Source organism: Shewanella sp. GD04112 (assembly GCF_029835735.1).
GTDB lineage: Bacteria > Pseudomonadota > Gammaproteobacteria > Enterobacterales > Shewanellaceae > Shewanella.
In genome coordinates, this window is the sequence record NZ_JAOEAL010000001.1 from 4,737,180 (window position 1) to 4,752,498 (window position 15,319).

11 protein-coding genes are annotated in these 15,319 nt (G+C 49.2%); 8 read left to right on the forward strand and 3 right to left on the reverse strand.

Translation table 11 applies throughout. The annotated features are described in order from the left end of the window. Positions 1-87 precede the first annotated feature (87 nt). The gene (locus tag N7386_RS20780) at positions 88-1,593 is read left to right on the forward strand and encodes a DUF3300 domain-containing protein (protein ID WP_279770793.1); all 1,506 of its coding nucleotides are present in this window, start codon (positions 88-90) and stop codon (positions 1,591-1,593) included. Positions 1,594-1,646: 53 nt separating this feature from the next. Here N7386_RS20780 and N7386_RS20785 read toward each other — a convergent pair whose 3' ends face one another. Both N7386_RS20785 and N7386_RS20790 read right to left on the reverse strand, forming a co-directional pair. Continuing rightward, on the reverse strand, positions 1,647-2,123 hold the full coding sequence (locus N7386_RS20785) for a cytoplasmic protein (protein ID WP_220054232.1): 477 nt from the start codon (positions 2,121-2,123) through the stop codon (positions 1,647-1,649). Positions 2,124-2,199: 76 nt separating this feature from the next. Next, entirely contained in the window at positions 2,200-5,829 is a 3,630-nt protein-coding gene (locus N7386_RS20790) for an EAL domain-containing protein (RefSeq protein WP_279770795.1), read from the reverse strand. Between the two features lie 643 nt (positions 5,830-6,472). Between N7386_RS20790 and N7386_RS20795 the strand changes: the two genes are divergently transcribed. From N7386_RS20795 to cyoE, 6 genes are all read left to right on the forward strand, one after another. After that, positions 6,473-6,793, forward strand: a complete 321-nt coding sequence (locus N7386_RS20795) for a hypothetical protein (protein WP_011718744.1) — start codon at positions 6,473-6,475, stop codon at positions 6,791-6,793. Between the two features lie 189 nt (positions 6,794-6,982). Further along, positions 6,983-8,011, forward strand: coding sequence for a ubiquinol oxidase subunit II (cyoA, locus tag N7386_RS20800; protein WP_279770797.1), 1,029 nt, complete (start codon positions 6,983-6,985; stop codon positions 8,009-8,011). A gap of 2 nt (positions 8,012-8,013) precedes the next feature. Continuing rightward, a complete protein-coding gene (gene cyoB / locus N7386_RS20805; RefSeq protein ID WP_023266129.1) occupies positions 8,014-9,993 on the forward strand; it encodes a cytochrome o ubiquinol oxidase subunit I in 1,980 nt (659 codons plus the stop codon). A gap of 1 nt (position 9,994) precedes the next feature. Next, positions 9,995-10,615, forward strand: a complete 621-nt coding sequence (gene cyoC / locus N7386_RS20810; RefSeq protein WP_011718747.1) for a cytochrome o ubiquinol oxidase subunit III — start codon at positions 9,995-9,997, stop codon at positions 10,613-10,615. Continuing rightward, on the forward strand, positions 10,615-10,956 hold the full coding sequence (cyoD, locus tag N7386_RS20815; RefSeq protein WP_126512164.1) for a cytochrome o ubiquinol oxidase subunit IV: 342 nt from the start codon (positions 10,615-10,617) through the stop codon (positions 10,954-10,956). Before cyoC ends, cyoD begins: the two co-directional genes overlap by 1 nt. A 13-nt stretch (positions 10,957-10,969) precedes the next feature. Then, complete coding sequence (gene cyoE / locus N7386_RS20820; RefSeq protein WP_011718749.1) at positions 10,970-11,902, forward strand: heme o synthase; 933 nt, start codon at positions 10,970-10,972, stop codon at positions 11,900-11,902. A 109-nt stretch (positions 11,903-12,011) separates the two neighbouring features. Here cyoE and N7386_RS20825 read toward each other — a convergent pair whose 3' ends face one another. Continuing rightward, complete coding sequence (locus N7386_RS20825) at positions 12,012-12,758, reverse strand: class I SAM-dependent methyltransferase (protein ID WP_279770801.1); 747 nt, start codon at positions 12,756-12,758, stop codon at positions 12,012-12,014. Positions 12,759-13,023: 265 nt separating this feature from the next. Between N7386_RS20825 and N7386_RS20830 the strand changes: the two genes are divergently transcribed. After that, entirely contained in the window at positions 13,024-15,288 is a 2,265-nt protein-coding gene (locus N7386_RS20830; RefSeq protein ID WP_279770803.1) for an EAL domain-containing protein, read from the forward strand. Positions 15,289-15,319: the final 31 nt, after the last annotated feature.

Below are 15,319 nucleotides of genomic sequence, written 5' to 3' on the forward strand. Positions count from 1 at the left end.
TACCCTACAAAATACTTTCAGCTTATGTTCATATTCACGCGCCTATGATGCCAATAACATCCTCAAATAGGATTATTGGAGCGAACCATGAACAGATTACATCGATGGAAATGGCTGGTGTTATCGGCGGCATTAATGACCTTGCCTTTCACCGCGCCAACTCAAGCCGAAGGCGTATCAGTCAGCCAAGGTTCAAGTGCTTCATTGAGCCAAGCCGAACTCGAACAGATGCTTGCGCCCATTGCACTCTATCCCGATAGTTTATTGAGCCATATTTTGATCGCCTCAACCTATCCACTCGAAGTGGTACAAGCGCAGCGTTGGTTAGAGGATAATCCTAAGCTATCGACCGACGAGGTAATGTCTCGCACCGAAGATAAAGACTGGGATCCGAGTGTTAAAGCCCTGATGGCTTTCCCTAACGTCTTAGAAAAAATGAGCGAAGACTTAGATTGGACCCAGAAGCTCGGCGAAGCCTTCTTGGCCGATGAAGGCCAAGTAATGGACGGCATTCAATCGCTAAGACAACAAGCGGATAAAGCCAACAGCTTAGCCAATATGGACAATATGGCGGTGACCCGTGCCAACAACCAAATCATCATAGAGCCCGCGCGCCGCGAAGTAGTGTATGTGCCCTACTATGATCCCCGCGTGGTTTACGGCACTTGGCGCTGGGGCGTGGCCTATCCCCCCGTGTATTGGGAATTCGGTGGCTATGTGGGCTACCCTTACCGCCCAAGTCATAGTTACTTTTACTGGTCACCCGGGATCCATATTTCCTTCAACTACTTCTTTAGCTCGTTCCATTGGCACAGCCACAGAGTCGTCGTTGTCGATCACCGCCACTCCCACCATTATCGCCCAAGGGAGCGATACTCAGTCAGCTACGGCGCTCAACCTTGGAAGCATAAGCCCGAGCATAGACGCGGCGTGGTATACCATAATCCCGTGGTGAAAGAGCGCTACTACGGTGACAGTAAGTTCCGTGGCCGCGATTCTCACTCCACTGGCAGTGGTCAGCACTTTACCAGCCAATACTCGAAATCGCGGGAACACCAAGACGCACGTTATAACCGCGACAACAAGAACTATGACAAGCGCCAAGATAAGGACAGAGGCAACAACGTAAGCCGCGATAATCACTACAGCCGCGAGCGTACGCCCAGTTACCAAAATACTCAGGCCGAGTTAAAAGAGCGCCGCATGGCACCGACAAACTCGACGCAAGCGAACAAGGAAGGTTACAAAAGAGAGCGTAACGACAATGCCCGCAATGATAATCAGGTAAGGCAAATGCAGGCAAAAGCGACGAGGGAGCACGCTAAGGAGAGTCCACAACGCCAGTATCAGACTCGAGAGCAGCAACCGCGCAGCGTTGAGACCCGTACTCAGCCACAGAGACAGGAAGCTCGCCCCGAGGTGAGACGCGCCGAACCGCAGCGTATTGAACAACCCCGCCAAGTGCAACCAAGACAGCGGGAAGAAACGAGAGTTAGGCAGAGCGAGCCACGCCAAAATATGCAAATGGCCCGCAGCCCTGAGCATAACCAAGGCAGATCGGCGCAGAGCCAAGAGCGCCGCCACCGGGAATAATCTTTACCAATAAAAAGAGCGCGAATATTCGCGCTCTTTTTATATTCAATAGCTTAAAACTTTAAGGTCAAGGACTGGCCTTCTCCCATGCCCTGCCATTCGAGAGTTAGATCCATTATCTCATTGATAATATGTTCAAAGTCCGTTTCAGAGACCTCGGGCAACGCGAGTTTACGGTTACTGCAACTCTGCTCTAACAGGTATAAAAACCCAGCATAGGTCGGTGCATCGGCGGACCACAGCAGGGATTGCAGGGATTCGACAATCGACTCGGTTTGCCAAATTAAGGTCTTATCTGCGACGGCTAAGGAAGCTTCGTTATGTTCGAGGGAGAAGCTAATATCGGCCCCCGCTCGCACTTGGGCAAAAAATGCCCCCTGAATATGCAGACGTTTTTCAACAACATAGTGGATCATATCGTGGGGTGCTATCCCCTGCTCGGGCATTTGAGTCTGGGTCGCGCTGCCATCCATGCGCACACAACGCAATTGCCCGTAACGCTTCGAACCTTTGGTGAAGATAACTTGCATGACGCCGTCCTTAGTTTATCCATCTTTCCATCGCCGGATTTAGCCAAGTATAGTTCTAAATGGATAAAAAAACGGCCTAAAAATTGCGCTCGATAAAGCGGAAACAGTCATCGGCAGCCAGTGGTTTACTAAAATAATATCCCTGCACTAAATCGCAGCCCATGCTCGAGAGCAGCACCAGTTGCGCCTCATTCTCGACCCCTTCGGCCACCACTGTCAGCCCCAACTCATGTGCCATTGAAATCGTCGCCGCGCTGATGGCGGCATCGTTCGGATCGCTCTCAATATCCTTCACAAAGGATCGGTCTAACTTGAGCCTGTCTAAGGGCAATAACTTCAAGTAAGAGAGTGACGAATAACCCGTCCCAAAGTCATCGATGGCCAATTCGATGCCATGCTGGCGCAACTCGGCCAGTAACTTGGCATTTTGCTCGGGATACTGCATGGCGACACTCTCGGTAATTTCAAGCTCGAGCGCCCCCTTGCCCAACTTATGCTTGGTCAGCACGTTGATAATGTCCGCGACTATAGTGTCTTTACGTAGTTGATGCGCCGAGAGATTAACCGCCATCCGCAATCCTTTAGCGCCCTTGTCACGCCATTCGGCCAGCTGTGCTAACGCGTTTTCTAACACCCATTGGCCGATGGGGATGATCATGTCAATTTCTTCGGCGATCGGGATAAAACGATCGGGTGCGACTAACCCTAATTCCGGATGTTGCCAGCGGATCAACGCCTCGACCCCAACCACTTGCCCGGAACTGATATCCACCTGCGGTTGGTAATGTAGGAGCAGTTCATTACAGGCTATCGCCTGCCTTAACCCAGTTTCGATTTGCTGACGCTCAGTCACTAAGGTGTTCATCGCAGCGGTGAAAAACTGGTAGTTGTTACGCCCCGCCGCCTTAGCACGATACATGGCCATATCGGCATTTTTCATGAGTGCTTCAACACTGTCACCATCGGTTGGGAACAGGCTAATACCAATACTCGGCGATGAGTATAACGGCTTATTATCAATAAGATAGGTTTGATTCAAACCGCTACGTAACGCTTCTGCCACCTTAGCGACCCTATCGTGATCCGTATCGGACAACACCACCACAAACTCATCGCCGCCGAGACGCGCGACGATATCGTCATTGCCCATGATGTTTTTTAAGCGCCGCGCCACTTCGAGCAACAACATATCACCGACATGGTGACCCAAGGTGTCGTTGATATTTTTGAAATGATCCATATCGATAAACATCACGGCGATCTGAGTTTTGGAGATAAATGCCTCTTGAAAGACTTTCTCCAGACGCGATTGCAGGCTCAAACGATTCGGCAGCAAGGTTAGCGAATCGTGGTGAGCTAAAAAGTGGATCCGCTCCTCATTCACCTTACGCTCGCTGATATCGGTAAAACTGCCGATGTAATGGCTGATCGCGCCCGTCTCATCCCGCACTATCGACATCATTAACCATTTCGGGAAATCAAAACCCTCTTTATGTCTGTCCCACACTTCCCCCTGCCAGAATCCGGTCTGTTCGAGGGCGGCGCGCACCTGTGCATCGATACTACGGTCGGTGCGCTCGGCCTCGAGGAAACGGCAATTTTTACCGATAATCTCGTCCCTTGAGTAGCCGGTGATCTGAGTAAAGGCGCTGTTCACATCCACTATGATGTCATTGGCGTCCATGATGGTGATGCCTTCACCACTTTGCTGGAACACCTGAGCCAGCAGGTTAACCCGAGCAACTGTGCGTTCCTGCTCGGTAATGTCTTCCACAATAAACAGGATCAGCTGCTCACCATTGGCAGCGGTGACGAGGGAGCCATTCAACCTCACGGCCACTAGCTGACCATCCTTATGGCGGTAGTGCTTCTGATAGGGGCCATAACGACGGGTTTGCTTGAGGCGTTCGAGCTGCTCGGTTTCACTCGATTGATAGCGAATGGGGGTGAGTTCCCATGGGTCTATGGCTTGCAACTCTTCTAGGGTGTAACCGGTTATCTCCATAAAGGCTTGGTTGATGGCGACAAACTGCCCGTCTTCTAACCGTTTTAAGGCATGCCCAACGGGGGCTTTATCGAATAAGGTGCGATACCTTTGCTCACTCTCCATCAAGGTGGCTTGGAAGGTCTGGCTGCGGGCAATTTCCTTCGAGAGGGCCATGGTTTTTTCCGCGACCTTTTCGGCGATACGGTGGCGCTCTCCCGATGAAACTAAGGTCATACCGCCAACTACGGCGCAGGTAATAAAGGCGAGCAGTAACATCAGCAGCGACAGGCTAAAAGTATCCCCCATCAAGGAGGAATAGGATTCATAGATCACTATATGCCAGTGCCTGTCGGCCAGCATAAGATTCGCCTGAAAGTACTGGCCCATCTTGTCGCTATGGATATTGCCTTCAAAATCAGGAAACGTCTTCTGGCTGTTGACGTAAAGCAAGGCGCCCTTGGCGCTCATGTCCGTCAGGCGCCAATGCAAGCCTTTGACCTGCTCTACTTCATTGATAATCGACTGCAGATCGATCACCGCCGAACAAAAGCCGACGATATTGCCTATGCGGTCGAATACGGGCGCGAGGAACAGAGTACCACCAGGGCCATTAGGATCTTCCGCCAGCTGGATTTTCCCCGTCATCACAGGTGATAGGGTCGCGCGTACTTTCGCTATCGCCGCCGCCCTTGAGGGCTCGCCATTGATGTCTAACCCGAGTGCGGCGCGGCTAGTATTCATAGGTTGCACAAACTTAACGGGTACCAGCCAACCATCGGCATTCGGTGCACCGCCTTCTAAGTATCTGATCTTATAGGGCTCACCGAGCTCGGCACTGGTCTCGGTCTCGAAACTGTCTTTATCGCTCGCGGCAATCAGTGGCGACCAAGCCCAGGCCCGAAAACCATCGAGTTGCAGTTGGTTACGCTTCCCAAACTGAATAAACTCGTCCTCGGACACTTGTTCGCTATTGTCGAACAGGCTGGCCAAGGCAATCACTTGCTGTAAGTTAGACTCTTGGAAACTCTCCACGCTGCTGATAATGGCATTGGATTGGATTTGAAACTTATCTTGCAGTTGTTGCCGCTGGTTCATATCCGAGTAGTAATAAATCCCGACACAGAATAAAAAACCAACCAACAGCGGCAGCCCTGTCTGGACACGCCTCGAGCGCCAAATGGAGCGCTGATCGAAGATCAACATAGTGAGCGGAATAAAGATCACCGCCCCGAGTAAGTCACCAATCCACCAATTAACCGTACTTCCCAAGGCATCCTTGAGCGGAATGGTGCCGTGGACCACTAAGGCGGCATTTGCAAACAGCGTGGCAATCATGCAGGTCAGCGCGAGGCTGAGACAGGATTTAATCACAGTGTTGGGTTTATCTAAGGTAAAAACGGGGTCGATACGACGGATCACTTTGGCGGAAACATAGGCTTGTAAGCTCGAAGCAGAGGCAATGGCTAAGGGCAGCCAACCTAAGTGAAGGGCTCCGCCGATATTGATATTAATCAGCCAAGATCCAAGCAGCACCCCAAACCAAGGAGCATATTGGCGCCACATAATGCAGGAGGCGATGGCAATCCCCGCCGCGGGCCAGATGGCGGCCGAGTAACCTGGCGGTAGGGCAATCAACAAGCCTATTTTGCCAACGACAAAATAAGCCAAGGCAACGAGAATATTGACCTTAAGATAATGAGCAAATGCTTTGATATACAATCCCTTTTTATTACTAAGCCGGAACTCAGACAGGCACCATAATGCCTTAATCTGCAAATCAATCTCAAGCTGATAACAGACTCAGTATTGAAAAGTCCCCTAAAAATCGGCTGATGGAGGTTCTTTTTGCAGGCATCTATCTGGTAAACTCGCGCCAATTTCGCCGACTAGGCACAAAAGCCATCGACCTTCTACAGCCTTGATGACGACTCAACATCTCACAGCCAATCTAAATAAGTGTCGCTAATTTTAGCCAAAGCAGACGACAAAATCCGCTGGATAAGCCATCAAAACTTGCCTAAAACTGTTCACATTTAACTCAAGGCATTTTCTGATTCAGCTCACATTAACCCTATTTTTTGCGAGTGTAATCGATATAAATTCAGTTAAATTGGTTAATAAGATGTTTAAATTTAGTTTTAATTAAGGTTTTTTTAATGCAAAAGCCGTTTTGAGCCAGTGATCCACTTTCAATCAATCCCCGCTTCTTGTTATCCTCCCGCCCGCACAAAAAAGTTGCAGCTTGAATTTTTATTCAGCCAACGATTTCCTCCCGTTCAGCCGGACCTGTTAATTGAAATTCGCACTCAGCCAATTTATCGCTGAAGGATTGAATCTCGTTGCGAGGTTCTCCCACTTCAGTATGACAAACCTAACCCTACTCTTTGGGTTACTGTTTGTGCTGCCCGCTGCTGACCTAGTGTCGGTGATGGTTGGTGGCTGTATCGATATTGGCGAGTTAATCACCCTGAGCGATGGCTTTTTAATTGAGTTCTTCGGCGCCACGCTACTGAGCGTATTGCTGCTCAACCCCCAGATAATTAAGCAATTGTGGAATCTGTTCGACAATGGCTTTAAGTTTTTCAACAGCTTAGACCTCACTAATGCTGGCCAGTTTTTAGCACCCCCAAGGCTAAAATCCCTCGAGCACCTTGCGCACGGTTGTCGCGCCCCACCATTGTAACTCTCTGTTTTAAAATTCAAATTTAGCATTAAGCGCTGAAAGTCGATCCTCAATCTCGTATTGGGGTGGCAGGCATTTTTTGTGCCGCGCTCGAGCCACTTTCGGATTTGCCTTCGGATAACGCCGCTCAATGCTACTGCCTATCTCTCTGGGCAGAGTTGTAAACCTTAGGGTTAGAGGAATCTTCCTTTGTTAATTCGAAATTTAAGTAAAGTAGCATTCGCGGCGCTTGCCCTGATGCTCGCAGGCTGTGATGGCGGCGTATTGGATCCCAAGGGCCAGATCGGTGTCGATGAAAAACACCTGATCATCATCGCTACCCTACTCATGCTGATTGTGGTTATCCCCGTGATCTTCATGACCTTGTTCTTCGCATGGAAATACCGCGATGGCCGAGATCATGAGGTTTTTGCCCCTAAATGGTCCCACTCAAGTGCGATTGAAACCGTGGTTTGGATTGTGCCGATTGTGATCGTCGTGATTTTAGGCGTGATCACTTGGGGGTCAACCCATGATCTCGACCCTTACAAACCACTCGAACACGACGCCAAGCCGATTACGGTTGAAGTGGTTTCTATGGACTGGAAATGGTTGTTTATCTATCCAGAACAAGGTGTTGCATCGGTAAACGAATTGGCGTTCCCAGCGAATGTACCAGTGAACTTTAAGATCACCTCTGATACCGCCATGAACTCTTTCTTTATCCCGCAATTAGGTAGCCAAATCTACTCAATGGCAGGGATGACGACTAAGTTGCACCTGATTGCCAACGAACCCGGTACCTATGACGGTATTTCCGCTAACTATAGCGGCGCAGGTTTTGCGGGCATGAAGTTTAAAGCCATTGCCACGCCAACGGCGGCCGACTTCGATGCTTGGGTAGCCAAGGCAAAACAACAGGCGACTAAGACCTTAGACTCTGCGACTTACCAAGCCTTAGCACAGAAGAGTGAAAACAATCCTGTTGAATACTTTGGCTCAGTTAGTCACGGCATGTTCGATCAAATCGTTATGCAATACATGCACATGGACTCAAACGAGCACATGGCAGGCCATGAAAGTATGGAACACATGAGTGCCGACCACAATATGGCTGGCATGCACCACGATATGGCGCATATGGCGAGCGACCAGAAGATGGCCGACATGGAAGGCTCAACCCATTCTGACACTTCATCAACAGAACACTCATCCACTCACCAAGTGGAGGCGGAGTAAACATGTCTTTTCTCGGTAAATTAAGCTTAGATGCGATCCCGTATCATGAGCCTATCATCATGGTGACCCTTGCGGTTGTTGCCGTGATAGGCCTGTACGTCGCAGCCTTGATCACTAAACACAAAAAATGGGGTGTGCTTTGGCACGACTGGTTAACCTCGGTTGACCATAAACGCCTCGGTATCATGTACATAGTGCTTGCCTTCATCATGTTGATCCGCGGTTTCTCCGACGCCATAATGATGCGTACCCAACAGGCACTGGCCACCAATGGCGCCGCAGGTTATCTGCCGCCAGAACATTACGACCAAATCTTCACAGCCCACGGCGTGATCATGATTATCTTTATGGCGATGCCATTTATGATCGGTCTAATGAACTTAGTGCTGCCACTGCAAATCGGTGCCCGCGACGTTGCCTTCCCCTTCTTGAACAACCTCAGCTTCTGGTTAACTGCGTCTGGTGCCGTGCTGATCAATATTTCATTAGGTTTAGGTGAATTCGCCCGTACCGGCTGGGTGGCTTACCCGCCTTTGTCTGAGCTGGCTTACAGTCCGGGCGTTGGGGTCGATTACTATATCTGGGCGCTACAGATTTCGGGGATAGGGACAACCTTAACCGGGGTCAACTTTATCGCGACAGTGCTTAAGATGCGTGCTCCAGGCATGAAGCTGATGCAAATGCCTATCTTCACTTGGACTTGTACTTGGGCCAACATCCTGATCGTGGCATCGTTCCCGATCCTGACCGCCGTTTTAGCGCTGTTAACACTCGATCGCTATATGGGTTTCCACTTCTTCACCAATGATGGTGGTGGTAACGCCATGATGTATATCAACCTGTTCTGGGCTTGGGGTCACCCTGAAGTGTACATCCTGATTTTACCTGCGTTCGGTATCTTCTCGGATGTGATTTCAACCTTTACCTCTAAGCGTCTGTTCGGCTATTCCTCAATGGTATGGGCCAGCGGCGCGATTTCGATCCTCGGCTTTATCGTGTGGTTACACCACTTCTTTACCATGGGCTCGAGCGCCAACGTCAACGCCTTCTTCGGTGTGATGACCATGGTGATTGCGGTCCCGACTGGGGTAAAACTGTTTAACTGGTTGTTCACTATTTACCGCGGCCGCCTGCGCTTAACTGTGCCAGTGCTGTGGACCTTAGGCTTTATGGTGACTTTCACCATCGGTGGTATGACGGGCGTGTTATTGGCCGTACCTGGCGCCGACTACGTACTGCACAACAGCTTGTTCCTGATCGCTCACTTCCATAACACTATTATCGGTGGTGCCGTGTTCGGTTACTTAGCGGGTTTTGCTTACTGGTTCCCGAAAGCAACGGGTTTCCACTTAAATGAGCGTTTAGGTAAAGCGTCATTCTGGTGCTGGCAGATTGGTTTCTATGTGGCCTTTATGCCGCTGTATGTACTCGGTTTTATGGGTATGACTCGCCGTATCAACCACATTGATAACCCAGCATGGAACATGTGGATCTATATCGCTGCCGTGGGTGCTTGCATCATCATGGTCGGTATCATTCTGCAATTCGTGCAACTGTACGTGAGTATCCGTGACCGCGACCAAAACCGTGACACCACGGGTGACCCATGGAATGGCCACACGCTGGAATGGTCAACCGCATCACCACCACAGTTCTACAACTTTGCTAAGTTGCCACAAGTGTCTGATATCGATGCCTTTACCGATGCCAAAGAAAAAGGCACCGCCTATCAACGCCTCAAACACTATCAGCCAATCCATATGCCGAAAAATACCCCGAGCGGTATCTTAATGGCGCTGGGCATTACTGCCGCTGGTTTTGCTGCAATTTGGCACATTCTGTGGCTCGCGATTGTGGGCATGGTGGGCGCGTTTATCGTGTTCTTATTCCGTGCTTATAACAACGATGTCGACTATTACGTTCAACCCGATGAAGTGGCACGCATTGAAAATGCTCACTTAAACAATGTAGTAAGGGGCTGATATGAGTGTTGCAATCCCAGCTGATTTAGAAGTTGCTCACGCCGAGGAGCACCACGAGCACCATGATACGGGTGGCAACACCCTGTTTGGTTTTTGGCTCTACCTGATGACCGACTGCATCTTGTTTGCTTCGGTATTCGCCACCTACGCCGTGCTCTATATGAACACCGACGGCGGTGTATCGGGTAAAGACATTTTCGAACTGGACTTTGTGCTGATCGAAACCGCAGCCCTGCTGCTCAGTAGTATTACCTATGGTTTCGCGTTGATTTTCGCTAAGCGCCACAACAAGGCGGCAACCCTTACTTGGTTAGCCATTACCTTTGCACTGGGCTGTGTGTTTATCGGCATGGAAGTCTATGAGTTCCATCACCTGATCGAACATGGCAACGGCCCACAACGCAGCGCCTTCCTGTCATCTTTCTTCACCTTAGTGGGCATGCACGGCTTGCACGTGACCGCGGGGTTAATTTGGATGGCAATCATGATGATTGAAGTCGCCAAAACTGGCTTAGGTAACCGCAGCATCACTCGCTTGAGCTGCTTAAGCTTGTTCTGGCATTTCCTCGACATCGTGTGGATTTGCGTATTCACCGTTGTGTACTTATTGGGAGCACTGTAATGGGCGCACATACTCAATCACATGACCATAGCCATGGCGCAGACGATCTGGCCGCCAGCATCAAGTCCTACTTAGTCGGTTTTGTGCTGTCAGTGGTGTTAACTGCCATCCCATTCTGGGCGGTAATGACCCATCACTTCGAGCAATCGACGACGCTTGCCATCGTCGTTGTCACGGCACTGGTGCAGATTTTGGTACACCTTAAGTACTTCCTGCACTTGGACTTCTCTAAGGAAGGCAAGATCAACACCTTCTCCTTCCTATTTACCGCACTGATCATCGTGATGGTGGTTGGCTTGTCGGTATGGATCATTCTCGAAGCTAACGCTTTGATGATGTAACGAGACACAGCAAATGAACACACAAGCTAGATTGACATCGACGCAATGGAAAGCACGCTTCAAAGGGTATGTACAGGTGACTAAGCCTGGCATCATTTTCGGGAATCTGATTTCCGTTGCTGGCGGCTTCCTATTGGCCGCTAAGGGCGATGTGGATCTGGTCTTGATGCTGGCAAGCTTAGTGGGATTATCCTTAGTCGTCGCCTCTGGCTGTGCGATTAATAACTGTATCGACCGTGACATTGACGCCAAAATGCAGCGCACCTGCAAACGCGTCACCGTCACGGGCGAAATTCCCCTAAGCCATGTCTTGCTGTTTGGCATCGCCTTAGGCGTGCTTGGATTTGGTATCTTAGCCTTGTTCACCAATGCCTTAGCTCTGCTGTTTGCCGCTATTGGCTATGTCGTGTATGTCGGGATTTATAGCCTCTATATGAAGCGAAACTCGGTTTACGGCACCTTAGTCGGCAGCTTTTCGGGCGCAGTACCGCCCGTGGTGGGCTATTGCAGCGTGACGGGGCAAATGGATATGGGCGCAGTGATTTTATTGCTGATGTTCAGCCTCTGGCAGATGCCACACTCCTACGCCATCGCGATTTTCCGCTTTAATGACTATGCAGCCGCGAAGATCCCCGTGCTGCCAGTCGCCGAAGGGATGGCCAAGGCGAAGCACCATATAGTGCTCTATATCGCAGTGTTCGCCTTGGTCAGCACCATGCTGCCACTCGCAGGTTACACAGGCACCGCCTTTATGGCCGTGACCTGTGCCACCAGCCTCTGGTGGCTAACTATGGCCCTCAAAGGTTATCGTCAAGATGTGGATATGCCACGTTGGGCCAGACAAGTGTTTGGTTTTTCAATTATTACCATCACAGCACTCAGTGTAACCATGGCGCTGGATTTTCAAGCGGTCAGTCAAACCCCACTGTTTACCTTAGTGCGATAAACATAACCTTTATTCAAAAACAAAAGCGCTAACCTAGGTTAGCGCTTTTTTATTGCCTTAATCCTCAATAACTAAGGGACAAGAGGGCGTTAAAAATGGATGAAGATCGCTACTTCATTGCCGATTTTACATAGACATCGAAGCGGTTTTTCTTAGTTTCGATTACCATGCTGGGCTTAACGCCAGCGAGGTCTTCAGCATAATCGGGGCGCTTCACCACTACACGCTTACTGGCTAGAACCATGGCGGGGACGAGCAAGCCATCGGCGTCGAGGTCTGCACCGACTAAGGTTTGAAAGACTCGCATTTCTTTTTTGACTAAGGCTGATTTGTCGCGGTGGGGATACATAGGGTCGAGGTAGACCACATCAACCTCTTGCTCCAATTTGGCGAGTGCTTCGAGGCTAGAACCATGGAAAAGCTGCATACGATCACGCATCCAGCCGCCGATTTCGGCATCTTGATAGGCACGGCGCAGGCCATCTTCTAATAATGCGGCCACTACAGGATGGCGCTCTACCATAGTCACAGTGCAACCTAAACTTGCCAACACAAAGGCATCGCGACCGAGGCCCGCAGTACCATCGACCACTTTTGGGGTAACGCCCTGCTTTAACCCAACAGCCTTAGCAATCGACTGCCCACGACCGCCACCAAACTTGCGTCTATGGGCAACCGCGCCAGTCACAAAATCCACTACTATGCCATCGAGCTTAGGCTCATCGCGCTTATGTAGCGTCAAGGTGTCTGATTCAAAACGCAATTCAAACGGCGCATCGGCATCAAAAACCAGTTGCCAGCGGGCACAAATGTCCACAAGAGTTGGAAATTGCTGATTAAAAAAAATCGGAGTCACAGGCTATCTTCAAAGCAACAAAATGATGGCTATTATGCCTAAAAATCTGCTTCGTGAATATGTAACTCGGTCAATCATCTTGTTAATGCTCATTATTCTATGAGTCAATTTGTCTAAGCCACCTGAGGTAAACTCAAACATGAGTCACAGTGTAATTAACTGATTGATAAAGGCAAAAATCTATTTATATAACAGTTTAGCGATTTGTGTTATATGTTTTGTTCCGAGCCAACCTTGCGACTTCCATACGGAATAAGGACATTTTTTGCTTAACTGGCTGAAAGGTTTTTTGTTTATCAGGGAGCAAGACTTTTTAAACCCCGATAGAACCATATTAAAAACCAGTTTATTGCGGATTATTTTGCTAAGTGGTGCCATTCTGACCACCAGCATAGTACTGCACAGCTCATTGATCGCATATGAGCTCAACCTCAGCTTTATTATTGGTATTACGGTCAGTTTTTTAACCGTCTTATTTCTCGCATTATGGTTTACCCGTCGGTATTTACTGGCGAGCTCAATCAGCTTGCTGGCCATGGTGGTCGCGGCCTGCTTGGCAATACTGTTGTTTATTCCAGATTTTACCTTGTCGCAGGCGGGCATTACCTTCCTGTATACGCTGCCGCTGATGGCGCTTTTCCTGTTTGGTCGAAAAGTCGCCTTCTGGATGATGTGCTTCAATGTGCTGCCTTTCTTATTGCTACTGCGTAACCAGAATCTCCCGCCTATTGTCGATGTCGATATTAGCCTGCCAGCAACCCACGCTTACCTCAACGGGCTGTTGTTTATGTTTTTCAATATTTGTATCCCGTTGTCAGCCATGCGGTTGTTAAAAACCCAGAAAGTCCATGCGCAGCAAATGATCCAGCATCAACACGCGCTGCAACGCTCTTTAGATCAATATGCAGAAATCTTTGACAATAATGGCACGGCCTCCTTCTTCTGTAATGAAGATGGAGTGATCCTCAACTTGAATAATGCGGCAAAACAAATCGCAGGAGATGTCACACTTAATCGCACTCGCCTGTGTGATATTTTTGAAGTGGACCAAGATACCAGTACGAATTTGTTGGCCGCCTCATTCCATACCCGTTTAAGGCACAATAGCGGCAGTCGATATCTACTGCAAAAAGCCTCATTAGAGCACCATGATACCTTGCTGTTTCACTGCCACGATATCACGGCACAAGCCAATCATGAGCTCGAACTCAATCGACTCAAAAAGCACCATATCAGTACCCATTTTTACGATTTAGTCACTGGCCTACCCAACGAGAACCACTGGTATAACCCGACACCAAGTACTGCCCACCAGGAAATGACTGTCGCCCTAGTTAAGATCGATAATCTAAGCCAAATTAATGCCGCCTTTGGCATCAGCGTGGGAGATGCCATCCTCAAAGCCTTTGCCTTAGAGCTTAAAGAGCGCTTCGGCCATCAGGCCAAAATATATCGTTTTAGAGGTGCATCCTTTGCCCTGGAATTTACCGAACAGCCACTCATCTCGCCAGAGACGCTCGCACCGCAATTACGTCTTCGCATTCCGACAAGTTTAAAACTTAAGCAAGAACAACAGATTGAATACCATTTAGAGTGTCGCGTTGGCTGTAGTTCTGGCCATAAATCCGCTCCGCAGCAAGCCGCCGAGCAATGCTTGATTGCCATTAAACAAACCACCCAAGCCAACCCAGTTATGGTGTATTACGTTGGCTTGATTAACAATTTACTTGAGGCATCCTCGCAAGAAAGCAAAATCCGCGACGCGCTAAAACACAACCGACTGGAAATGTGGCTGCAACCAAAAGTGTTGGCAGATGGGCATATTATTAGCTTTGAAGCGCTCGCCAGAATGTTCGACAAAGACGGCAGTATGATCATGCCCAGCACCTTTATCCCCATCATAGAGTCATCGCAGTTGCAGGCGATTTTCGCCATTAAAGTGTTTAGGCAATTACTTCAATTGATCCGTGCTTGGCCCAAAAATGTCCCTATGACTAAGATTGCCTTCAACCTATCGGGACAAGATATTTTGTCGGATCGATTCTTCAAGGTACTGATCCAGACATATATTAACCATCCCGAACTCATTCCAATTTTAGAAATTGAAATCACTGAAACCTCAGTGTTTTCCACCCACAAAGAAACTGGCAGACGCTTAAACACACTCGCGAGAATGGGCGTTTCCATTGCGATCGACGATTTCGGCACAGGCCATGCTTCCTTAAGCCAGCTGATTGACATAAGCGCCGATACAATAAAAATTGATCGCTACTTTGTCAGCCAGCTCGGCATTAGCGAGCGCCACACGCAAATTGTCAACGCGGCAATTCTGTTGGCGAAGAGTTTAAAACTGCATGTAATTGCCGAGGGGATTGAAACTGAAACCCAATTGATACAGCTCACAGCACTGGGGTGTGAACAATTCCAAGGCTACTTATTTGGCAAACCTGCACCAGCCTCGTTGTGGCTAAAAACCTATCAAATGCAAACCCCAACCCACTGGTTAGCACAGAAAAAGACGGCTAACTGAGGCATTCGTTTTACGCTTTAAGGCATCCTAG